At 68.6% G+C, this 21,698-nt stretch carries 17 protein-coding genes and 2 pseudogenes; 13 read left to right on the top strand and 6 right to left on the bottom strand.

What is annotated here, in order from left to right; all coding sequences use genetic code 11:
* The first annotated feature begins 47 nt into the window (after positions 1-47).
* Together aceE and CHB84_RS15810 are read left to right on the top strand one after the other, a co-directional pair.
* Positions 48-2,789, top strand: a complete 2,742-nt coding sequence (gene aceE / locus CHB84_RS15815; RefSeq protein WP_245818775.1) for a pyruvate dehydrogenase (acetyl-transferring), homodimeric type — start codon at positions 48-50, stop codon at positions 2,787-2,789.
* 166 nt (positions 2,790-2,955) lie between these two features.
* On the top strand, positions 2,956-3,453 hold the full coding sequence (locus CHB84_RS15810; RefSeq protein ID WP_089302394.1) for a COG4315 family predicted lipoprotein: 498 nt from the start codon (positions 2,956-2,958) through the stop codon (positions 3,451-3,453).
* A 52-nt stretch (positions 3,454-3,505) separates the two neighbouring features.
* Here the strand turns inward: CHB84_RS15810 and CHB84_RS15805 are convergent, their stop codons facing one another.
* From CHB84_RS15805 to cysD, 3 genes are read right to left on the bottom strand one after another with little or no spacing between them, the layout of a single operon-like run.
* Positions 3,506-4,243 (bottom strand): 3'(2'),5'-bisphosphate nucleotidase CysQ, encoded by a 738-nt coding sequence (locus CHB84_RS15805; RefSeq protein ID WP_089302393.1) that lies wholly within the window; start codon positions 4,241-4,243, stop codon positions 3,506-3,508.
* Entirely contained in the window at positions 4,240-6,063 is a 1,824-nt protein-coding gene (cysC, locus tag CHB84_RS15800) for an adenylyl-sulfate kinase (protein WP_089302392.1), read from the bottom strand. Before cysC ends, CHB84_RS15805 begins: the two co-directional genes overlap by 4 nt.
* Positions 6,063-6,977 carry a sulfate adenylyltransferase subunit CysD gene (gene cysD, locus CHB84_RS15795; RefSeq protein WP_217898583.1) on the bottom strand — a complete coding sequence of 305 codons (915 nt, stop codon included), beginning with the start codon at positions 6,975-6,977 and terminating at the stop codon, positions 6,063-6,065. The genes cysC and cysD overlap by 1 nt, the downstream gene beginning before the upstream one ends.
* A gap of 137 nt (positions 6,978-7,114) precedes the next feature.
* Here cysD and CHB84_RS15790 point away from each other — a divergent pair, with 137 nt between their 5' ends.
* From CHB84_RS15790 to CHB84_RS15775, 4 genes are all read left to right on the top strand, one after another.
* Positions 7,115-7,594, top strand: coding sequence for a nuclear transport factor 2 family protein (locus CHB84_RS15790; protein WP_089302391.1), 480 nt, complete (start codon positions 7,115-7,117; stop codon positions 7,592-7,594).
* A 68-nt stretch (positions 7,595-7,662) separates the two neighbouring features.
* Positions 7,663-8,844: a DUF1214 domain-containing protein gene (locus tag CHB84_RS15785; protein ID WP_089302390.1), complete on the top strand. Its 1,182-nt coding sequence runs from the start codon at positions 7,663-7,665 to the stop codon at positions 8,842-8,844.
* Positions 8,845-8,850: 6 nt separating this feature from the next.
* Positions 8,851-9,627, top strand: coding sequence for an SDR family oxidoreductase (locus CHB84_RS15780; protein ID WP_089302389.1), 777 nt, complete (start codon positions 8,851-8,853; stop codon positions 9,625-9,627).
* Between the two features lie 21 nt (positions 9,628-9,648).
* Positions 9,649-10,803 carry a sulfotransferase family protein gene (locus CHB84_RS15775; RefSeq protein ID WP_089302388.1) on the top strand — a complete coding sequence of 385 codons (1,155 nt, stop codon included), beginning with the start codon at positions 9,649-9,651 and terminating at the stop codon, positions 10,801-10,803.
* A gap of 40 nt (positions 10,804-10,843) precedes the next feature.
* Here the strand turns inward: CHB84_RS15775 and CHB84_RS15770 are convergent, their stop codons facing one another.
* Together CHB84_RS15770 and CHB84_RS15765 are read right to left on the bottom strand one after the other, a co-directional pair.
* The gene (locus CHB84_RS15770; RefSeq protein WP_217898581.1) at positions 10,844-11,731 is read right to left on the bottom strand and encodes a lytic transglycosylase domain-containing protein; all 888 of its coding nucleotides are present in this window, start codon (positions 11,729-11,731) and stop codon (positions 10,844-10,846) included.
* 68 nt (positions 11,732-11,799) lie between these two features.
* Complete coding sequence (locus tag CHB84_RS15765) at positions 11,800-13,788, bottom strand: Stk1 family PASTA domain-containing Ser/Thr kinase (RefSeq protein ID WP_089302387.1); 1,989 nt, start codon at positions 13,786-13,788, stop codon at positions 11,800-11,802.
* 242 nt (positions 13,789-14,030) lie between these two features.
* Between CHB84_RS15765 and CHB84_RS15760 the strand changes: the two genes are divergently transcribed.
* The gene (locus CHB84_RS15760; protein ID WP_089302386.1) at positions 14,031-14,375 is read left to right on the top strand and encodes a hypothetical protein; all 345 of its coding nucleotides are present in this window, start codon (positions 14,031-14,033) and stop codon (positions 14,373-14,375) included.
* Between the two features lie 113 nt (positions 14,376-14,488).
* The gene (locus CHB84_RS15755) at positions 14,489-15,004 is read left to right on the top strand and encodes a VOC family protein (RefSeq protein WP_089302470.1); all 516 of its coding nucleotides are present in this window, start codon (positions 14,489-14,491) and stop codon (positions 15,002-15,004) included.
* Positions 15,005-15,074: 70 nt separating this feature from the next.
* Here the strand turns inward: CHB84_RS15755 and CHB84_RS15750 are convergent, their stop codons facing one another.
* Positions 15,075-16,184, bottom strand: coding sequence for a sugar-binding transcriptional regulator (locus CHB84_RS15750; protein WP_176439988.1), 1,110 nt, complete (start codon positions 16,182-16,184; stop codon positions 15,075-15,077).
* 355 nt (positions 16,185-16,539) lie between these two features.
* On the opposite strand from CHB84_RS15750, the gene CHB84_RS15745 reads away from it, so the two are divergent.
* From CHB84_RS15745 to CHB84_RS15730, 5 genes and pseudogenes are all read left to right on the top strand, one after another.
* Positions 16,540-17,994: a PhoX family protein gene (locus CHB84_RS15745; RefSeq protein ID WP_089302384.1), complete on the top strand. Its 1,455-nt coding sequence runs from the start codon at positions 16,540-16,542 to the stop codon at positions 17,992-17,994.
* Positions 17,995-18,240: 246 nt separating this feature from the next.
* Positions 18,241-19,530, top strand: a complete 1,290-nt coding sequence (locus CHB84_RS15740) for an ATP-grasp domain-containing protein (RefSeq protein WP_089302383.1) — start codon at positions 18,241-18,243, stop codon at positions 19,528-19,530.
* Between the two features lie 22 nt (positions 19,531-19,552).
* Positions 19,553-19,827: pseudogene (locus tag CHB84_RS23590) on the top strand (leucine zipper domain-containing protein); the annotation flags it as partial.
* Positions 19,828-19,946: 119 nt separating this feature from the next.
* Positions 19,947-20,165 (top strand): annotated as a pseudogene (locus CHB84_RS15735) (transposase); the annotation flags it as partial.
* An 88-nt stretch (positions 20,166-20,253) separates the two neighbouring features.
* Positions 20,254-21,501 carry an IS256 family transposase gene (locus CHB84_RS15730; protein ID WP_245818781.1) on the top strand — a complete coding sequence of 416 codons (1,248 nt, stop codon included), beginning with the start codon at positions 20,254-20,256 and terminating at the stop codon, positions 21,499-21,501.
* Positions 21,502-21,698 lie beyond the last annotated feature (197 nt).

Raw genomic sequence — 21,698 nt, 5'->3', positions numbered from 1 at the left:
GGGTAGTTCTCGGGGAGAGACCGACCTCGGCGAGTGGAGGTACGCACGTGACGCCCGGACGGCACGCATCCTGGAGAACCAGCGACGGGTTGCCCGGTCACCTGCCGGATACCGACTCCGAGGAGACGCGGGAGTGGGTGGAGGCCCTCGACGGCGTCGTCGCGTCGCAGGGCAGTACCCGCGCTCGCTACATCATGCAGACCCTCCTCGAGCGGGCGCGGACGCACCGGGTCGGGGTGCCCGAGCTGCGCCGCACCGACTACGTCAACACCATCCCGGCCGCCGCGGAACCGAGCTTTCCCGGGGACGAGCACGTCGAACGCCGCATCCGGGCCTTCATCCGGTGGAACGCGGCGATCATGGTCGCCCGCGCCAACCGGCCCGAGGTGGGAGTCGGTGGTCACATCGCCACCTACGCCTCGGCGGCCAGCCTCTACGAGGTCGGCTTCAACCACTTCTTCCGGGGTAAGGACGGCGATGGCCCAGGCGACCAGGTCTTCGTGCAGGGGCATGCCTCACCGGGCATCTACGCGCGGGCGTTCCTGGAGGGCCGCCTGACCGAGGAACGGCTCGACGGCTTCCGCCAGGAGCTGTCCCGGCCCGGTGGTGGGCTGCCGTCGTACCCGCACCCGCGGCTGATGCCGGACTTCTGGGAGTTTCCCACCGTGACCATGGGGGTGAGCCCGCTCAACGCGATCTACCAGGCGCGGTTCAACCGCTACCTGCGCGACCGCGGAGTGAAGGATACCGACGGCTCGCACGTGTGGGCTTTCCTCGGCGACGGGGAGATGGCCGAGCCGGAGTCCACGGGGCAGATCGAGGTGGCCGCCCGGGAAGGGTTGGACAACCTGACGTTCGTGGTCAATTGCAACCTGCAGCAGCTCGACGGTCCGGTGCGGGGCAACGGAAAGATCATCCAAGAGCTGGAGTCGCTGTTCCGCGGTGCCGGTTGGCGCGTCATCAAGGTGGTCTGGGGCCGCGAGTGGGACGCCCTGCTGGCGCAGGACTCCGACGGCGTGCTGGTCGACAGGATGAACTCGACGCCGGACGGCCAGTTCCAGACGTACTCGATCGCCTCGGGCGCCTACATCCGCGAGCACTTCTTCGGCGACGACGCTCGGTTGCGCCGGATGGCCGAGGGGCTCACCGACGAGCAGCTGCAGCGCCTGTCACGCGGCGGGCACGACTACCGCAAGGTGTACGCGGCGTTCCACGCGGCCCGCGAGCACACCGGCCAGCCAACCGTGATCCTGGCGCACACGATCAAGGGGTGGACGCTCGGCCCCGACTTCGAGGCCCGCAACGCCACCCACCAGATGAAAAAGCTCACCGAGGACGAGCTCAAGACCTTCCGCGACCGCCTGTACCTGCCGATCTCCGATGCGGCACTGGAGCAGGACCTGCCGCCGTACTACCACCCGGGCGAGGATTCCGAGGAGATGCAGTACCTGCGGCAACGCCGCAACGAGCTGGGTGGCTACCTTCCCAGGCGGGTCGTGCGGCCGAAGCCGCTGACGCTGCCGGGCGATGACGCCTACGCGAAGCTCCGGAGCGGTTCCGGTACCGGAGCCGTGGCCACCACCATGGCGTTCGTGCGGCAGCTGCAGGAGCTGATGAACGACGAGGGTATCGGCTACCGGTTCGTGCCGATCATCCCCGACGAGGCACGCACCTTCGGGATGGACTCGCTGTTCCCGAAAGGCGGGATCTACTCGCCGCAGGGTATGACCTACCACGGCGTCGACGCCGACATGCTGTTGTCCTGGCAGGAGTCCGGCAGCGGGCAGGTGCTGCACGAGGGCATCAGCGAGGCAGGCGGGATGGGCTCGGCGATCGCGGCAGGTACGTCGTATGCCACGCACGGTGAGCCGATGATTCCCGTGTACATCTTCTACTCGATGTTCGGGTTCCAGCGCACGGGCGACTTCATGTGGGCGATGGGTGACCAGCTCGGGCGTGGTTTCCTGGTCGGGGCCACGGCGGGGCGCACAACGCTCAACGGTGAAGGCCTGCAGCACCAGGACGGGCACTCACCGTTGCTTGCCGCCGCGCACCCGGCGTGCGTGCACTACGACCCCGCGTGGGGCTACGAGCTCTCCTGCATCGTGCGTGACGGCCTGTCCCGGATGTACGGCTCGACGGAGAACCATCCGCACGGAGAGGACATCTACTACTACCTGACCGTCTACAATGAACCGTACCGGCAACCGCCCGAACCGGAGAGTGACGACGGGCAGCTGGAGCGTCGCATCCTGCGCGGGATGTACCGGTACCAGCAGGCGGACCCGGGTGAGGGCAACGGTTCCGGGGAACGCCCGCGGGCACACGTGCTGGCTTCCGGGGTGGCGATGCCGGTGGCGTTGCGGGCGCAGCGGCTGTTGGCGGACGACTGCGGCGTCGCCGCCGACGTGTGGTCGGTGACCTCCTGGAACGAGCTCCGCCGGGACGCCGTCGACTGCGAGGAGTGGAACCATCGAAGCGGCAGTGCCCAGCGGCGCGTCCCGTACGTCACCAGCGCCCTGGGGGACGAGCAGGGGCCGGTGGTCGCCGTCAGCGACTTCATGCGGGCCGTACCCGACCAGATCGCTCCGTGGGTGCCGAACAGCTATACCTCTCTCGGCACGGACGGGTACGGTCTCTCCGACACGCGAGGGGCGCTGCGCAGGCACTTCCGTATCGACGCCGAGTCGATCACGCTGGCGGTGCTCGGCATGCTGGAGCAGGCGGGGGACCTCGAACACGGGGCGCGGGCTCGCGCGGCAGCGCGTTACGGGATCGGCGACGGGTAGCGGCGCCGGTCCGATCGCTGCGTGCTCGTCCGAGTTGCCCGGATCCCGTCGCGGTTCTACCGTCGTTGGGTGAGTTCGGGTGGGTGCGCCCACGACCTCCGGTACTCGCGCACGGCATCCGTCTCCGCCAACCACCCGCATGCTCCGCATCGCATGGAGGACGATCATGAACCGCTGGAGGAACGGCGTCGTGGGTGTGCTGTCCGCGGCAGCACTGACCGCAGCACTCGGCGCGTGTGGTGAGGACGGCAACGGCACCGACCCGGGGCCCCAGCAGGAGGGCACGGAGTCGGCGGAAGCCACCGTCGCCACATCCGACTCCGAGGTCGGCACGATCCTTACTGATGGCCAGGGCAACACGCTGTACCTGTTCACCGAGGACTCGCCGGGCACGAGCGCGTGCGAGGACGACTGCCTGCAGGCGTGGCCGACCCTCGAGGGCGAGGCCGCGGCGGGCGATGGTGTCGATGCCGAACTCCTCGACACGATCGAGCGCCCGGACGGGACGGTGCAGGCGACCTACAACGACTGGCCGCTGTACTACTACGCGGAGGACGCCGAGTCCGGCGACCTGAATGGTCAGGGCGTCAACGACGCCTGGTGGGTTGTCGACCCCGGTGGCAACGCCATCCAGCAGATGCCCGAGGGCGGCTCCGGCTACTGAGGGCCCGGCCGAGGGCGGGGATACCGGTCGCGGCCGCGCACCGGCAGGCCGGTTACCCGCGCCGGATACTCGCCAGGATCGGTCCGGCCAGCTCGGGTCGGCAGATGAGCACGTCCGGCAAGTACGGGTCGGGCCGGTTGTAGCGCAGCGTGCCGCCGTCGATCCGGGAAGCGTGTAGCCCGGCGTGCGCGGCGACACCCGCAGGGGCCGCCGAGTCCCATTCGTACTGGCCGCCTGCGTGTACGAACGCGTCGACGTCGCCGCGCAGCACGGCAGCCGTCTTCGCGCCCGCCGAACCCATCGGCACGAGCGTGGCGCCCAGGTCGGCAGCAAGGGACTCGGCACAGGCAGGTGGCCGGGACGCGCTCACCGCGATCCGTGGCGATTCGGGTCCGGACGCTGCCGTGCTCCTGTGGAGGCTGTCGCCGCTGCTGTACACCACGTCGAGGGCGGGGACGGCCACAGCGGCTGCGGTGATCTCCCGGCCGCGCTGCCACAACGCGACGTGCACGGCCCAGTCCGTGCGGTGCGGCTGGGCGTACTCTCTCGTGCCGTCGAGCGGGTCGATGATCCACACCCTGTCGGCCCCGAGACGTGCCGGGTCGTCTGCGGACTCCTCGGACAGCACCGCGTCGGCCGGGCGGGACCGTGCGAGCTGGTCGAGCAGGAAGGCATTGGCGCTCGCGTCCCCGCGCGCGCCGAGTTCGCCGGCGGTGCGTTCGCGCAGTTCGCGAAGCAGCGTCCCGGTGCGCTCGGCCAGGTCGGCGGCCAGTCCGATATCGGAGTTCATCGTTGCAGGTACTCGAGAAGGATGGCGGCCTGAGTGGCCGCGTCGCCGTCCTCGGGGCGTAGCACGAGATCCGGGGTGCGGGGTGCCTCGTACGGGTCGTCGATCCCGGTGAAACCGGTGATCTCGCCCGCGCGCGCCTTCGCGTACATCCCCTTCGGGTCGCGCTCGGCACAGGTCTCCAAGGGGGTGTCCACGAAGATCTCGACGAAGGGCAGGCCGTCGGCGACGTGCGCGGCACGCACCCGGTCACGATCCTCGCGGTAGGGGCTGATCAGCGAGACCACGGCGACGACGCCCGCGTCGGCGAACAGCCGGGCGACCTCGCCCGCCCTGCGGACGTTCTCGGCCCTGTCGGCGGCGGTGAAGCCCAGCCCCGCGTTGAGCCCGTGCCGCAGGTTGTCCCCGTCCAGTACGTAGGCGGGCCGCCCTGATGCGACCAGCCTGCGTTCCAGCTCCGCCGCCACCGCGGACTTGCCGGAGCCGGACAGCCCCGTCAGCCACACGGTCATGCCTGTGGTGGCACGCTGCTCGCGGGTGACGGTGGGCGAGTGCCACACCACGTCGGAGCCGGTCACGGCCGGGCCGGTGATCATGCCTGCCGCGACCGTGTTGTCCGTGGCCTCGTCGACGAGGATGAAGCTGCCGGTGTCGCGGTTGCGGCGGTACGGGTCGAACAGCAGCGGGTGCTGCGTGCGCATCCGGATGCGGCCGATCTCGTTGAGCGCCAGCCCTTCCGCGGTCTTGTCACGATGCAGCGAGTCGATGTCGAGGCGGTAGTCGAGCTGCCCGACGGTGGCCCGCGTGGACCGGGTGGTGTGCTGGAGGGCGTAGCGGCTGCCCGGCGTGAGCTCGGACTGCTCGGTCAGCCAGCAGACCATGGCGTCGACGTCCGAGGCGACGTGGGGCCGGTTCCCCGGGCGGCAGATCAGGTCGCCCCTGCTGACGTCGATGTCGTCGTCGAGCTGGACGGTGACGGCCTGTGGGGCGAACGCCTCGTCGAGTGCGACGTTGCCCGGGCCGCGAACCGACCGCACCGTGGACGTGAAGCCCGACGGGAGAACCGCGACCTCGTCGCCGGGGCGGAGAGTGCCGCCCGCCATCGTTCCGGCGTAGCCGCGGAAGTCCGCAGCGCGGATCACGTACTGGACGGGGAGCCGCGCGTCGATCAGGTTGCGGTCGGAGGCGATGTGCACCTCCTCCAGCTGGTGCAGCAGCGACGTTCCCTCGTACCAGGGCATCTCGGTGCTGCGGTGCACGATGTTGTCCCCGTGCAGTGCCGAGATCGGCACGAAGCTCAGGTCGTGGACGTCCAGCTTCATCGCGAAGCGGCGGAAGTCCTCGCGGATCTCGGCGAAGCGTTCCTCCGAGAAGCCGACGAGGTCCATCTTGTTCACGCACACCACCAGGTGCGGTATGCCGAGCAGGCTGGCGATGGAGGCGTGCCGCTTGGATTGCTCGAGCACGCCGTTGCGCGCGTCGACGAGCACGAGCGCGAGGTCCGCTGTGGACGCTCCGGTGACCATGTTGCGGGTGTGCTGGACGTGCCCGGGTGTGTCGGCGATGATGAACTTGCGCTTGGGTGTAGCGAAGTAGCGGTACGCGACGTCGATGGTGATGCCCTGCTCGCGCTCTGCCCGCAACCCGTCGGTCAGCAGCGCGAGGTCGGGTTGATCGGCGCCGCGTTCGGCGCTGGTGCGAGCCACCGCGGCGAGCTGGTCGGTGAAGACGGCTTTCGAGTCGTGCAGCAGCCTGCCGATCAGGGTGGACTTGCCGTCGTCGACGCTTCCGGCGGTCGCCAACCGGAGCAGCTGGGTGGACATCAGAAGTATCCTTCCTTCTTGCGGTCCTCCATACCTGCCTCGGAGATCCGGTCGTCGGCTCGCGTGGCGCCCCGCTCGGTGACCCGGGTAGCCGCGACCTCGGCCACCACTTCCCGCGCGGTGGTGGCGGTGGACTCGACGCAGCCGGTGCAGGTGGCGTCGCCGACGGTGCGGAAGCGGACCGTGGCCGTTGCCGGTTCCTCGCCCGGCAGGAGTGTCAGGTGCCGGGTGTGGGCCAGCAGCATGCCGTCGCGCTGGACCACAGGGCGCTGATGGGCGTAGTACAGCGATGGCAGCTCGATGTCCTCGGCGAGGATGTAGGACCAGACGTCCAGCTCCGTCCAGTTGGACAGCGGGAACACGCGGATGTGCTCGCCCGGCCGGTGCCTGCCGTTGTAGAGGCGCCACAACTCGGGCCGCTGGTTGCGCGGATCCCACTGGCCGAACTCGTCGCGGAAGCTGAACACGCGTTCCTTCGCCCGTGCCTTCTCCTCGTCCCGGCGCGCGCCCCCGAACACCGCGCCGAGGCCGTTCTCGGTGATCACCCGCAGCAGGGTGGTGGACTGCAGCCGGTTACGGCCTGCGGGGTTGCCGGACTCCTCGACGGCGCGGCCGGCGTCGATGTCGTCCTGCACGCAACCGACGATCAGCCGGAGCCCGAACTCGGAGACCACGCGATCGCGGAAGGAGATGACCTCGTCGAAGTTGTGGCCGGTGTCCACATGCACCACGGGGAAGGGTAGTGGGGCAGGTGCGAACGCCTTCGTGGCGAGGTGCAGCATGACCACCGAGTCCTTGCCGCCGGAGAACAGCAGTCCCGGACGCTCGAAGGTGGCCGCGACCTCGCGGAAGACGTGCACCGCCTCGGCCTCGAGGGCGTGCAGGTGGCTGAGCTCGTAGATTGTCGCGGTCACGATGCTCCGTTCGCCGCTCTGGGTGTCCTCCGGGGCCGCTGGAGCCACTGCCGCATCGGGCTGTGCGCAGCTCGCCGGATGAACAGAAACTAGAACTTGTTCTTGTGTTGGGTCAAGTCGTGCGGGATGCTCGGGTCATGGATGTAGCGACCCTGGAACGGATCCGTAGTCTAAAATACCGGTACCTGCGTTGTATCGACCTGAAACGATGGGACGAGCTCGGTGACACGTTCACCGAGGATGCCGTCGCCCGCTACGGCACGCAGGCGCTCGGCGAACCGCTCGAGCTCGACGGGCGGGACGCGATCGTGAACTTCATGCGGGAGAACCTGGGGCCGGGCATCATCACCGTGCACGCGGCCAAGCATCCCGAGATCACCGTGGACGGGGACACCGCGACGGGTCTGTGGGCGTTCGAGGACACGGTGATCGCCACCGAGTATCGCGTGGTCATCCGCGGAGCCGCGTACTACGAGGACAGCTACCGGCGCTGCTCTGATGGTGTATGGCGGATCGCCGGGACCGGCTACGAGCGGATCTACGAGTTCACCCACTCGCTCGACGACATGCCGAGCCTGCGCTTCACGGCGAACCGGTGGGCCGAGGTCGCGCATTGACCGCTCACTAGAACTCGTTCTAGTCTCGATGCGTCCGTGCCGATGCCGTCCGGCCCGAGGAGTTGCCCGTGGTCACCAAGCCGTTCGCGGATGCGGTCGCCGAGGCCGAGGAGATCATCAAGGGCGCACCGCACGTGCGTACCGAGCAGGACCTGGCTGAGGGGTACGACTACCTCGCAGGCAGCATCCGGGCGTCGCTACAGATGGCCTGGGCCTACGAGCGTGACTTCCCGTTCTTCGTCACCTCGACCGGCCCGCACACCAAGCTCGGCCTGGACAACCCGGACACCCTGTACTTCCACGCCTACCTGCGCGACGACGCCGAGTACGTGGTGACCGGTACCCGCGGCAGCACGGCCGATCTGAGCTTTCAGGTGCTGGGAGGCGACTACACCCCCGCGGAGTCGCCGGACAGCGTCACCGCGTTCGACGACCGTGACCTCGACATCGCCGTGGACGGCAGCTACGAGGTGCGGTTCGGCCCGGAGCCGAGCAGGGGCAGGAGCAACTACGTCACCCTCGGCGCAGGCTCGGCCATGCTGGTGGTCCGGGAGGCCTACAGCGACTGGAGCACCGAGCGCAGCGGGCGGATCCGCATTCACCGCGCCGACACCCTCGGTTCGTCCCCTGAGCCGACCAGCAGCACGCGGCTGACTGCCAAGCGCTACGAGGTCGCGGGGAAGATGCTGGTGAACCGCCTCAAGACATTCCTCGCCTTCCCCGAATGGCACTACCTGCACCTTCCGGTCAACATCATGACCGAACCGCGGCCGACACCCGGCGGCCTCACGACGCAGTACTCCTCGGTGGGCCACTTCGAGCTCGACGACGACCAGGTCATGGTGATCACCGTCCCTGCGGCCCCCAAGGAGGACGCTCCGTACCAGGGGTTCCAGCTCGGCAGCATGTGGTACATCTCCCTGGACTACATCAACCACCAGACCAGCCTCACAGCCGACCAGGCCCGGGTCGACCCGGACGGCATGATCCGTTACGTGGTCAGCGAGCGCGATCCCGGGCTCGCCAACTGGATCGAGCGGACCGGGCACCGCCGCGGCTACCTGCAGATCCGCTGGCAGCGGCTCGCCAGGGAGCTCGGGGCCGGCGACGGTCCCCAGGTCGAGGTGCTCGGGCTCGACGAGCTGCCGCAACGGTTGCCGTACCACGAGCGTCAGCGGGTGACCGCCGAGGAGTGGGCCGGACGCATTGCGCAGCGGCAGCAGGATGTCGCGGCACGGATGCTGGGGTGAGCTGGCATGCTGCTGGACGGCAAGGTCGTCGTGGTCTCCGGGGTCGGTTCGGGGCTCGGCCGCGCCATCGCGGTGCAGTGCGCGAAGGCAGGGGCCGACGTCGTGCTGGCCGCGCGCACCGAGTCGCGCCTGACCGACGTGGCCGAGGAGGTCGCCGACCTCGGGCGCCGCGCGCTGAGCGTGCCGACCGACATCACGGACGACGCAGCCTGCCAGAACCTGCTGGACTCCGGCCTCGCCCAGTTCGGCCGGGTGGACGCGCTCGTCAACAACGCTTTCGCGATGCCGCCACTGAGCGACCTCGCCACGGTCGACCTCGATGACGTACGGAGCGCGTTCGACGTCAACGTGCTGGCCGCGCTGCGCCTGACGCGGCTGTTCGCCCCCGCGCTCGCCGAGCGGTCCGGTTCCGTCGTCATGATCAACTCCGCGGTACTGCGGCACTCCCGGCGCACGTTCGGCGCCTACAAGCTGGCCAAGTCCGGGCTGCTCTCGCTGGCCCAGAGCCTGGCAGCCGAGCTCGGGCCACGCGGCATCCGGGTGAACTCGGTCGCGCCCGGCTACATATGGGGCGACAACCTCAAGTGGTATTTCGACTACCTGGCCAGCAAACGCGGGGTCACCCCGCAGGACATCTACGACGAGACAGCCGGAACGCTCGACCTGCGTGCCCTCCCGGAGCCCGAGGAGATCGCCGACACCGTGGTGTTTCTCGCCTCGTCCCTGGCACGGGTGGTCACGGGGCAGTGCCTGGATGTCAACGGCGGCGAGTACCACCACTAGCCACAAAGGAACCGGTCAACGATGACAGCAGTGCGAGACAGCGTCGGTACGGTCGAGGACCTGCACGAGTCGGCGTCCAGGCTCACCGGCCTCGACGACTTCGGCACCGACGACTACACGGACGGACTGCGGGTCCTGCTCGACTCGTATGCCGCCGACGCGCGGCTGACCCCGCGCGGCAACAAGATCAAGCGATCGTTCCTGCGCGGCGCGCTGGTGGCGAGGCTGCTCGCCGAGCAGGCGTGGAAGCAGTACCCGGAGCACGCCGACGTCCGGATCGAGCGGCCGATCTTCGTCACCGGGCTGCCCCGCACCGGAACGACCGCGCTGCACCGGCTGCTCACGGCCGACCCGGCGAACCAGGGGCTGGAGCTGTGGCTTGCCGAGATGCCGCAGCCCCGGCCACCGCGGGAAACCTGGGACGACAACCCGATCTTCCAGCAGATCCAGGCGGGATGCGAGCAGCACCATATCGACCATCCGGAGTTCATGGGCCTGCACTACGTCTCGGCGGACATGGTCGAGGAATGCTGGCAGCTGTTGCGCCAGTCGCTGCGCTCGCTGTCCTACGAGTGCCTCGCGCACGTGCCGACCTACTCCGCGTGGCTCGCCGAGCAGGACTGGACGCCTGCCTACCAGCGGCACCGGCGGAACCTGCAGCTGATCGGGCTGCCCGACGCGCATCGCAGGTGGGTGTTGAAGAACCCGAGCCACCTGTTCTCGCTGGACGCGTTGATGGCGACCTATCCGGACGCGCTCGTGATACAGACCCACCGCGCACCGCGCACCGCCATCGCTTCGGTGTGCAGCCTGGCCGCGCACGCCACCGAGGGGTGGTCGGAACGGTTCACCGGTGAGGTGATCGGCCGCGACCAGCTCGAGCTGTGGAGCAGGGGGTTGCGGCGGTTCACAGCGGAGCGTGCCAAGCACGACCCGGCACAGTTCTACGACGTCGCCTACGAGGACTTCGTCGCCGACCCTGTCGGCACCGTGGAGGGAATCTACGCCCACTTCGGGCTGGAGATGAGCAGGCGGGCCCGCGAGGCGATGCTGCGGATGCAGCGGGAGAGCACCTCGGGCGCGCGCAGACCCGCACACCGCTACGCGCTCGCCGATTTCGGGCTGACGGAGGAGGAGGTCGACGCGCGCTTCGCCGACACAGCGGGCCTCGGCTGAGCCGGGTAGGCCGTCCGGCGTCCGGGCGGGCGCGGCCGTGTCAGGTTCCGTAGCCCTCTTCCAGGACGACGTCTCCCTCGTCGGTGCGGAAGTAGACGCGCCACCGGTGATAGGCGTCCGCGTAGTGGTCCGCGAGCCGCATGGCCTCGGCGTGCGCCAGGATCGCCGCCACGTAGTGCTCGCTGCGGTTGTACGCGAACAGGGCCTGTCGGAGGTTGTCCGGGGCGCCGCTGGCTGCCAGGTAGCGTCCGGCGCCCATGATCGCGTCCCGCGGGTCGTGTACGTCGCCGTCACCGTATGCCTGCCACGTCTCTGGCAGGAACTGCATCGGCCCCTGGGCGCCGGCGTTGCTGTCGCCGTGAATGCGGCCGAACCGGGTTTCGACGAGGTGGATGGCCGCCAGCACGGACCAGGGAACGCCGTAGGCCTGTTCGGCCTCCTCGTAGTAGCCGCGCAGCTCGTCCAGCGGCGGCGGGGGATGGATCTCCCAGCCGGACGGCACGTCGGACTCCGGGGTGTGCAGCTGCCGTAGCTGCCGCACGGCTCGGAACGTGGCGTCGAACGTCTCCCGGAAGGCCTCCGGGAGGGCGTTCCGGACCGGCTCGCGCCACTGCGGGTTGGCAGCAAGGTCGCGGTAGGCCTGTTGGTGTGCGTGTGCCCACCGGGTGCGCTCGGCTTCGGCAGTGCCCGGATCGGCCAGGGCCTGCTCGGCGTCGGCGAGGACATCGGCGAGATCGCCGGGGCTTTCGAACGGCGCGATCCGCCGCGGGGGCTCCGGCGAGGGGTCCGACTCGGTCGGCGAGGTCGCGGTCTGCTGCTGCGGCGCGGTCGGGGACGGCGTCGGGTCGCTGCCAGGGGTGGGATCGCACCCGGACAGCACCGCCGCGAGCGCGAGCGGCAGTATCGGGTTGATCGTACGTCGAGCCACTGCGGGCAGCATAGCCACTGTGCAGGAGTGCGGGACAGCTCGAAGGCGGGGCGCGTGGTCGAGCGAGCCTACCGCGCGTCGGGATCCCCGGGAGCGGATCCGGGCGGCGGCTCGGAGCTCTCGGCCGGAGGGCTCGTGGTGTGGTGGTCGCCGTCGCCGGGGTCATCCGTGTCCTCGCTCGCGTCGCCGGTCTCGGGGGCGTCGGTGTCGAGCCCGCGTTCGTAGCGGCCGATGTAGAGGGTGACGGTGCGGTCGGCGCGCACGGACCGGTCTGCCGACGGGATGCTGGAGGTGACCTTGCCGTGCTCGGCTTCATCGCCGACCGCCCGCCTGCGGGTCTTGACCGTGCCGGTGTGCCCGGCGTCGTCGAGGGTGGAGCGGGCCGTGCCCTCGGTCAGGCCGACGACATCGGGCATGTCGAAGCGCTCGTTGCCACCCCGGGAGACGCGCAGGGTGACCTCGGATCCCTCGACGGCCTCGCCGCGGCGCGGTGACTGCCCCACCACGGTGTCCTCGGGCTCGTCCGAGTCCACATCCTCGCGAACGACCTCGAACCCCGCGTCTTCCAGCCCGGTGCGGGCGACCCGGTAGCTCTCGCCGACGTAGTCGGTGACCTCGACCATCTCGGGTTCGTCGTAGATCGAGAGCGTCACGACCTGGCCTTGCTCGGTGACCGAATCCGGTTCGGGCGTGTGCTCGGCCACCTTCCCTGTGCGGTCGGGGTCGGTGTTGTCCACCTTCTCCTCGGCAGGGTCCAGCAGCAGGTCGCTGTCCTCGATCTCCTGCTCCGCCTCCTCAACGGTCATCCCGGTGAGGTCGGGCATGACGAACACCTCGGGCGGGGCACCCACGTGGACGACGATCCGGGTGTTGAGCGGGTGCGATGTGCCGTGCTCGGGGTCGGTGCCGATCACCCTGCCGACGGAGTCGCCGTCGCAGGGCGGTTCGGCCCCGTAGGTTTCCGGCCAGCACGGTACGGCCTGACGGTCCAGGTCATGGAAGCCGGCGTCGCGCAGGCTACGCTCGGCCGAGCTGTACTGCTGGCCGACCACGACCGGGACCTCGGCGTGGTGCTCTCCCGAGTCGAACAGGCCTGCCAGCCACATCGCGAAGGCGACCGCCGCGATCGCCACGGCCGCGAGTACCGGGACCAGCCGGCTGCGCCGCTCGGGCTCGTCCTCCCCGGCCTCGGCCGCGGCGGACGAGCCGGCGGTGGCTGCGGGCCCGTGCCCCGACAGCGCGCGCACGAGGTCCGCGCGCAGCGCCAGGGCGGACTGGTACCGCCTGTCGGGGTGCTCGGCGAGCGCGGTCAGGATCACCGCGTCGAGGGTGTGCGGCACAGCGGTATCGACCGAGGACGGTCGCCTGCGATCCCGCTGGACGTGCCCCTCGGCCGGACCGTTCGGCGGGGCGAGCACGCTGGGGTCCGTGCCGGTGAGGAGCTGGAAGAGCAGCGCGCCTGCGGCGTGGACGTCGCTGCGTTCGTCGGCAGGCCGTCCCTGCAGCTGCTCGGGAGAGGTGTACGCGGTCGGGCCGCTCGCCTCACCGGTCGACCGGGTCCGCGTGTGATCGCCTGGCACGGTGTCTGTCAGGCCGAAATCCGTCACCATGACCGTGCCACCCCTGCCGAGGATCACGGACCGGTCGTCGACGGCGCCGTGTACGACGCCGTGCCGGTGTGCGTGGTCCAGCGCGACGCAGACGTCCGCGATGATCTTCAGGGCCTGCCCCTGGGCGACGGGACCGTTGGCAGCGATCACCTCGCGCACCGTCTTGCCGTCGATGTCGTCGGTCACGAGGTAGGGCCGGGGCCCTTCCGGGGTGTCGCGTTCGCCGGTCTCGCGCACCGGAACGATCGCGGGGTGGTCGAGGGTCGCGGCGATACGCGCCTGCTGCCGGAACCACTCGCGCTTGTCCGGGTCGCTTGCCAGATCCGAGCGCAGCGCCTTGACCACGACATCGCGTTCGAGCTGCGTGTCGTGGCCGCGGTAGGCCTCGGTTACGCTACCGGTGCCGAGGTGCTGGCTCAGCTCGTAGCGCTCGAAGAATCGGTCCATGACGCTCACGCGGACTCACTGGGCCCAATCCAGCGACGGCACTGTCATGGGCACGTACCTCCTGTTCCCGACATCCTTACCAGGTAAACGAGCGCGCCCCCGGGATCATCACTCTTCCGCGCCGATCGGATCGTGTCGTGCCACCCGATGGTGCGGGACGGTCATCGGCGTTGATCTGTGCGCGCTTCCCGCCGCGCTCGGCCGGGTGCGGGGAACGTAGCTCCTGGTATGCTCAGGGCTTCATGGATGCCCCTGCCCTTTGCCAGCTCTGCGCACGCGCCGAGAGCGCGCGGCAGCACCGTGCACCCGGCCCGTCGGGACCGATCTGCGCGAGCTGCATCGAGGCCGGCCTCCACGCCGTCTCGTCCGGTGCGCACGATCCCGCGGCCGACGACGCGTTGCCCGTGCGCCTCGGCAGGAACGACACCACGGCATGCGACTCGTGCGAGCGCAACTCGCGCGACTCGTTTCTCGGCTTCCGCCGGCGCTCGCTGGCGAGGGTGACCTTTCCGCATAGCGGAACGGTGCTGTGCGCGGAGTGCCTGGACAGCAGCGGCGACCTGATCAACCGCGCGATTCGCGGTTGAGGCCGCGCTGCGCTGGCCCGTCGCCGTGACCGGCGTGCCGTGCGGGCGTCCTGCGGCTAGCGTGGGTACCAGCCGCGAAGGAAGTGCGGAGGCCGCCGACCGAGGAGCGCATCATGCCGCAACCCGCAGGTGCCGAGCTGGACGCCGTTCGCGCGCGCAGGGAGGAGCTGCGCGCACAGTACCTTCACCCGCAGGGCAGGCGTGCGGCGAGCCCGGTGGGTGGGTTCCACCATGTCGCGCTGATCTGCCGCGACGTGGCGACCACGATCGAGTTCTACCAGGAGTTCCTGGGGTTCCCGCTGGTCGAGCTGGTCGAGAATCGGGATTACGCGGGCTCGAGCCACTTCTTCTTCGACGTCGGTAACGGCAACCTGCTCGGGTTCTTCGACTTCCCCGGACATGATCATCCCGAGTTCCGGGAGACGATCGGCGCGGTACAGCACATCGCGCTGTCGACATCCGCGGAGAACTTCGCGGCCATGAAGGCGAAGCTCGACGAAGCAGGCGTCGACTACGTCGGTCCCGACCGGGGCGTCGAAGACAGCCTCTACATCCGTGACCCCAACGGCGTCGGCCTCGAGTTCTATCGCGAAGACCTCGGCGTCTTCGACGGCAACCCGCTTACCTGACCCACCCGCGTTCCCGGACCGCTGACCTCGCGTCGTTCCATACCGCAGGCGGTCGGGTTCACGAGCCTCGTCAACGCGTGCCCCGCCGCAATCGGTGACCGGCGACCGATGAAGCCGGGAAGCTAGCCGAGCCTGACTGTCGCCGTGCTCGCCGTCTGCTCGCCGCCTGCTTGGCGCAGGCGGCAGCGCCGTCACGCAGCCGCGCGGCGCCTGCGGGGTCGTCGGCCGATGGCCGTGCCTGGTCGAGGACGGCTCTGGCGGTGGCCTCGTCGGTGACGAGGACGTCGATGGCGCCGCTGCGTAGGGCGGCGGCTACCGCCGTGGCTTTGGCTGTCCCCGTCACGACGCCGACGGTGTTCCCGCCGGAGCTGAGGTCGTCGAGGGACAGCCCCAACGTCCGTGCGTCCAGCGCAGGGTCGGCGAGCCGGCCGTCCGCGGTGATGAAGCGGCTGTTGACGTCATCGACGGCACCGGCATCCCGTAGCCGCTCGATCTCCTCCTCACCGAGGTAGCCGACCTGGGCCAGTGAACACTGGCGCTGGAGTGCGCCGATGGTCACGAGCTTGACGTCGGCGCGGCGCCCCGCGGCAAGCGTCGCAGCGACCGGGCGCAGCCGCTCGAGGGAGTCCCGGACCGCCTCCTGGTCGACGATCGCCGGGACCGAGAGCTCGTGGACCGTGCCGTGTGTGGACTGGGCCGTGCGGAGCAGGATCTCGTGCGACCAGGTGAGCGTCATGCTGCGGCTGGCTCCTCCCTTGATCTGGACCACGTCGACCCCGCGGCACCAGTCGGCGGGAAGCGCACGCGCGAAGGCCGCGATCGCGGTTCCCCAGGAGAGACCGAGACGCCGAGGTGGCGGCCGGAGCGAGCTGACGAACTCGGCGGCGGTCCTGCCGACCTGGCAGCGGGTCGCTGCCGGGTCGGACTCGGTGTGCACGACATGCGCGGCACGCAACCCGAACCATGTGAGCAGGTCGTTCTCCACATCGATGACCCGGGCCGCCGGGTGGCTGATCTCGATGCGGACCAACCCGGTCTCGCGTGCCCGCCGGAGGAGCCTGCCGACCTTGAACCTCCTGACCTCCAGCCGCTCGGCGATCTGGCCCTGCGTCAGATGACTGCCGTAGTAGAGCTCGGCTGCCCGTATGGTCAGCGATTCGTCGTAAGCAGTGCCCGGCATCACAACAGTGTCACCGATAGCCATCGCTACGACAATCGACGCTGCTCACATGAGCAACACCGGCGCGGAAGGCCGGTCGCACGCTTAGGGTTGCGGCCATGAGCAGCAGCCTGTGTCCGGGGCGAGCCGACCTCGGCGATGGCGCCGTGCCCGGGTCGAGCCCGCGCGGGCTCGCGCGCCGCGCCGAGGATGGGATGGGCGAACCTGCGAACTCCGGGCCCTGCCTGATCACCGACGTCGTTTGTGGACATACAGGGGAACGGGTTGCGGGCCGCGTACCGGGGGCACCCCCAGGGCCGTTGCCACCTCGCCGGGGACGGATACCGAGCTACACGTACAGGAGAAGGTGAGTTCGATGGCTATTGATCGTCGCGATTTCATGAGGCGCGCGGCTGTGGTCGGCGCAGGCAGCCTCCTCGTCGGTGGTCCGTTTCACGGCTTCATCGCTCACGCGAGCCAGGGTTCGCGAGCGCGGAACGGCAACCACCCGCTCGGTTACGGCCCGCTCGAGTCCACACCCGACGAGCGGGACGGTGTGGAGCGGCTGTTGCTACCGCGCGGGTTCCGTTACCGCTCGTTTCATCCCAGCGGCGACAGCCTCGGTGACGGCGTGACGATTCCCGGCTTCCACGACGGGATGGCGGCCTTCCGCGGGTCGCGGGGACTGACCGCTCTCGTCCGCAACCACGAGGTCAACGGTCCGGTCGGCGCGTTCGGGGACACCGGAGACGCGTACGACGCGATGGCAGGAGGCGGCACGACGACCATCCTCGTGGACGGCTTCGGCAACGTCGCGGACAGTTTCGTGAGCATCAGCGGAACGCAGATGAACTGTTCGGGCGGACCCATGCCGTGGGGAAGCTGGATCACCTGCGAGGAGACCGTCAACGGTCCCGATGTGGGGCCGGACTTCACCGGCGGGGACAACACCAAGCTGGAGGAGAAGCACGGCTACGTCTTCGACGTTCCCTCCGGCGGCCGGTCGGCCGCGGAGCCGGTCCGTGCGGCGGGCCGGTTCGCCCACGAGGCCGCCGCCTACTGCCCGCACGACGGCGCCGTCTATCTCACCGAGGACAATTTCGGCTTCCCGTCGGGTTTCTACCGCTACCTTCCACCGGTCAACCCGAGAAGCGCGGGAAGGCTGGTCGACGGTGGCCGGCTGGAGATGCTTGCTGTCACCGGGTGGGCGAACGCCGATCTCGGGGGCGTGGACGAGCCGGCACCCGGGGTCGGCGCGGTCTTCGACTGCGAGTGGGTGACCATCGACGACCCGGATCCCACGTTCACGGGCACCCCGAGTAATGACCAGGCCGTCGTCGCGGTCGGCGAGCAGGGTCGCGCGAGCGGGGCGGCGCTGTTCGCCCGGCTCGAAGGCGCGGTCGAGGACCGGAACACGATCTACTTCTGCTCCACGCAAGGCGGCAACCAGCCGTCGGACGCACCGGCTCCACCCGGTTACGGCAACGGTCGCGGCCAGATCTGGGCATACCACGCACCGACGTCCACCCTCCAGCTCGTCTACGAGTCACCGTCGCAGGAGGTCCTGGACATGCCCGACAACGTCACCACCAGCCGCAGGAACACGCTGGTGCTGTGCGAGGACGGGGTGAACGACACGCAGTACCTGCGCGGCCTGACCACCGACGGAGAGATCTTCGACTTCGCGAAGAACAACATGGAGGGCCAGACCGGCGACGAGTTCGCGGGTACCACGTTCAGTCCGGATAAGCAGACGCTGTACGTCAACATCCAGTCCTCCAACGGGCTGACCTGCGCGATCTGGGGCCCGTGGGGCTCCGGCGGCTTGTAGGCACGCACACCGGCCGGGCGGGCTCGCGGCAGATGTCGGTGAAGCCGTCATCGATCTTCTGCTTCAGTCCAGTGAACCGGGCGACTGTCTGCTCCCTGAGCGCGCCCACGAGTGATCACCCGTAGGCGCCGGTGGCGACCATCGAGGTGTGGCAAGTGTGGGTTCAGCGCCAATGGTGATCATGACTGCTCCAGGAATGTCGCCTCGCGTTGGTGTAGGCGGCGCACGATCTGGGTAAACCGGCGTATGGGCGCACGTAAGAACGTGTTCGTGATCGGGCTCGACGAGCACAACCGGCAGATTCTCGAGGGCGTGAACGACGCCGCACAGTACCGCTTCCACCCTGTGCTGACCTACGAGGAAATCTACGGGCCGCAGATCTCGTTCAACGGCGCGCTGCAAGCCGCCCAACGGGTGCTCGACTCTTTCGACGGCCCGATCGACGCGATCATCGGGTTCTGGGACTTCCCGGTCAGTGCGATGGTGCCGCTGCTGCGCCGACGCTACGGCCTGCCTGCGGCGAGCCTGGAGGAACTGATCAAGTGCGAGCACAAGTACTGGAGCCGCCTGATCCAACGGGAAATCCTCGACGAGTACCCGCCCTTCGGCCTGGTCGATCCCGCGCACGACCAGAATCCACCGCAACACCTGCGCTACCCGCTGTGGATCAAACCGGTGAAGTCGTTCTCCTCGGTGCTCGCCTTCGGCGTCGCTGACCAGGATGCGTTTCGCCAGGCGCTGGGCACGATTCGCGAGGGCATCGGCCGCATCGGCGAACCGTTCGACGCCCTCCTCGAACACCTCGAGCTACCGCCTGAGATCGCCGCGGTCGGTGGCCAGATGTGTCTGGCCGAGGAAGCGATCGCCGGTCGCCAGCTCACCGTGGAAGGATACCGCTATCAGGGCGAGGTCGTGCTCTACGGAGTGATCGACTCGGTGCGTTACGACAACAGCCCCAGCTTCCTTCGGTTTCAGTACCCCTCTACGCTGCCCGAACAGGTCACCGCCCGGCTGGACGACATCTCCACCAGGCTGGTCACCGCCATTGGGCTCGACGGCATGACCTTCAACATCGAATACTTCTGGGATCCCGGCACCGACGCGATCACCCTCCTCGAGATCAACCCCCGGCACTCCCAGTCCCACGCGGAACTGTTCGCCGACGTCGACGGCATGTCCAATCACGAAGTGATGCTGCGCCTGGCCCTCGGCCGCGACCCCGATTTCCCGCACCGCAAAGGTCGGTATCCGATGGCAGCGAAATGCTTCGTGCGCCGCTTCACCGACGGCTATGTCCGTCGCCACCCCACGGGCGAGGAAATCCAGGCGATCGAGCGGATCGTGCCCGGCATCACCATCGACCTCATCGCGCACACCGGCGACGTGCTCTCCGAGAAGCCACATCGCGACAGCTACAGCTACCACGTGGCCAGCGTCTATATCGGCGCGGCCGACGAGACCGACCTGACCGCCAAGTTCGATCAGGTCGCCGCGGCATTGGTGTACGAAATCGACGACGTGGCGCCCGAGATGTGATGTTCACGGAGGTTGGTTCGCGTTGCGCCCGGCTCGGCTGACTGCCGACCGGGGTTGGACCTATGCGGCCGCGGCCACGATCTTCATGATCTCGGCACGCACCGCCACGAAGTGCGCCGAGCGGTACCGTGCCGTGCCGACGGCGTTGCCGGGATGACCGACCGCAGTTTACGTCCGCACGGCAGTTCGACTCGGACGCCGCCGAAGGTGGTGCGCACGATCGTGCGGCTGCGGTGGCGGCACCGGCTCGGGCCGGTGCAGATCGCGGGCCGGCTCGGCATGCCCGCATCGACGGTAGTTGAGTCCCGCATAGTGGTGTAGTGCGGTGGCTGGTGTGGTCGTCTCGGACGAGGGAGCGGCCATCGTGTGATCCTTCGAGTCAACCTTCCACAGAATCCTCGAACGGAGTCATCACGATGGCCGCTGCTCATATTGTCGACCCTCATGGTCTGCTCGGTGAAGCCTTGGCCGAAGCGTCCCCGGATCTGATGCGCAGCATGCTGCAGACGATCATCAACGAGCTGCTGTCTGCGGACGCTGACGCGGTCGCCGGCGCCGAGTACGGTCGGCCCAGTCCCGAGCGGGTCGCCCAGCGCAACGGTTACCGCCACCGCGACCTCGACACCCGCGTGGGCGGGTCTGTCGGTTGAACGGTGTAAGTGGTCCTGACACGCCGAGTGTTCTTGGCGGGAAGGATCGCTGATGACCGAGATGATCGAGTCGATGGACTCGTTAACGACTGAGCAGCAGGAGCTTGCGGCTGAGCTGGTGGCGAAGGCACGCGAGGAGGGTGTCGAGCTGACCGGGCCGAATGGGCTGCTGAGTGGGCTGACCAAGCAGGTGCTGGAGACCGCGCTGGAGACGGAGCTGGCCGAGCATATCGGCTACGACAAGCACGATCCGGCCGGGCGCAACGGTGGCAACTCGCGGAACGGGACCCGCACGAAGACGGTAACCACCGATATCGGCCCGGTCGAGATCGAGGTGCCGCGGGATCGGGACGGCTCGTTTGACCCGCAGATCGTGCGCAAGCGCCAACGCCGGCTGCAGGGAGTCAACGAGATGGTGCTCTCACTGACCGCCCGCGGGTTGACCACCGGGGAGGTCTCGGCGCACTTCGCCGAGACCTACGGCGCCCAGATCAGCAAGGACACGGTCTCCAGCATCACCGACACTGTGGTCGAGGAGATGACCGAATGGTGTAACCGTCCGCTGGATCGGGTGTATCCGGTTATTTTCGTGGACGCTATTATGGTGAAAATCCGTGACGGGCAGGTCACCAACCAGCCGGTGTATGTGGCGATCGGCGTCACCGTCGATGGGGAACGCGACATTCTCGGCCTCTGGGTTGGTGACGGTTCCGAGGGCGCGAAGTTTTGGATGGCGATATTCGCGGAACTGAAAAACCGCGGTGTCGAAGACTGCTGCATCCTGGTCTGCGACGGGCTGAAGGGCATGGCCGAGTCGGTGGTCAACGTGTGGCCGCTGTGCACCGTCCAGACCTGCGTCATTCACCTGGTACGCAACACGTTCCGTTACGCCTCCAAGGCCGATCGGGACGCGATCGCCAAGGACATCCGCCCGGTCTACACCGCGCCCACGGGGTCCGCCGCGGCCGCGCGGTTCGACGAGTTCACCGCCAAATGGGGAGTCAAGTATCCGGCCATTATCACCCTGTGGCGCAACTCATGGCAAGAATTTATTCCGTTCTTGGACTATGATGCCGAAATCAGGAAGGTGATTTGCTCGACCAATGCGATCGAATCGTTGAACTCGCGATATCGCCGCGCGACCCGGGCCCGGGGTCATTTCCCGAACCAGCAGGCCGCACTGAAATGCCTGTACCTGGTGACCCGCTCGCTTGACCCCACCGGGCGCGGCCGCGCACGCTGGGCTATGCGCTGGAAGGCACCCTTGAACGCGTTCGCCACCACCTTCGAGGGCCGCATCGTCCCCAGCAACACCAACTAGAAACGATCACTTACACCGTTCACCGGACAGTCCCCACTAAGGTCGCGGTTGTGGCGACCTGGCTCTTGAGGGTTTTGTACTCGATGGGGTCAATCGGCCGAGTGAACCGCCCCGGGGTGTCCGGAGACTCATCGGTGTGGCAGCTCAGCAGTGGGCTGGGCTTGCTGGTTGAGCGTAGTACGCGGTTTCGAGTTCGG

Origin of the sequence: Haloechinothrix alba, assembly GCF_900188115.1 — a bacterium.
Lineage (GTDB): Bacteria > Actinomycetota > Actinomycetes > Mycobacteriales > Pseudonocardiaceae > Haloechinothrix > Haloechinothrix alba.
The sequence above is the reverse complement of the archived record's forward strand: the minus strand, read 5'-3'. Positions and strand labels throughout refer to the sequence as shown.

Excerpts from the sequence above, each read along its gene's own strand:
- CHB84_RS15730 (WP_245818781.1), top strand. The coding sequence starts at position 20,254 with ATGGACTCGTTAACGACTGAGCAGCAGGAGCTTGCGGCTGAGCTGGTG.
- CHB84_RS15750 (WP_176439988.1), bottom strand. The coding sequence starts at position 16,184 with ATGCCGGGCACTGCTTACGACGAATCGCTGACCATACGGGCAGCCGAG.
- CHB84_RS15765 (WP_089302387.1), bottom strand. The coding sequence starts at position 13,788 with ATGGACCGATTCTTCGAGCGCTACGAGCTGAGCCAGCACCTCGGCACC.
- CHB84_RS15775 (WP_089302388.1), top strand. The coding sequence starts at position 9,649 with ATGACAGCAGTGCGAGACAGCGTCGGTACGGTCGAGGACCTGCACGAG.
- CHB84_RS15810 (WP_089302394.1), top strand. The coding sequence starts at position 2,956 with ATGAACCGCTGGAGGAACGGCGTCGTGGGTGTGCTGTCCGCGGCAGCA.
- CHB84_RS15760 (WP_089302386.1), top strand. The coding sequence starts at position 14,031 with ATGGATGCCCCTGCCCTTTGCCAGCTCTGCGCACGCGCCGAGAGCGCG.
- CHB84_RS15745 (WP_089302384.1), top strand. The coding sequence starts at position 16,540 with ATGGCTATTGATCGTCGCGATTTCATGAGGCGCGCGGCTGTGGTCGGC.
- CHB84_RS15805 (WP_089302393.1), bottom strand. The coding sequence starts at position 4,243 with ATGAACTCCGATATCGGACTGGCCGCCGACCTGGCCGAGCGCACCGGG.
- CHB84_RS15740 (WP_089302383.1), top strand. The coding sequence starts at position 18,241 with ATGGGCGCACGTAAGAACGTGTTCGTGATCGGGCTCGACGAGCACAAC.
- CHB84_RS15790 (WP_089302391.1), top strand. The coding sequence starts at position 7,115 with ATGGATGTAGCGACCCTGGAACGGATCCGTAGTCTAAAATACCGGTAC.
- cysC (WP_089302392.1), bottom strand. The coding sequence starts at position 6,063 with ATGTCCACCCAGCTGCTCCGGTTGGCGACCGCCGGAAGCGTCGACGAC.
- CHB84_RS15755 (WP_089302470.1), top strand. The coding sequence starts at position 14,489 with ATGCCGCAACCCGCAGGTGCCGAGCTGGACGCCGTTCGCGCGCGCAGG.
- CHB84_RS15780 (WP_089302389.1), top strand. The coding sequence starts at position 8,851 with ATGCTGCTGGACGGCAAGGTCGTCGTGGTCTCCGGGGTCGGTTCGGGG.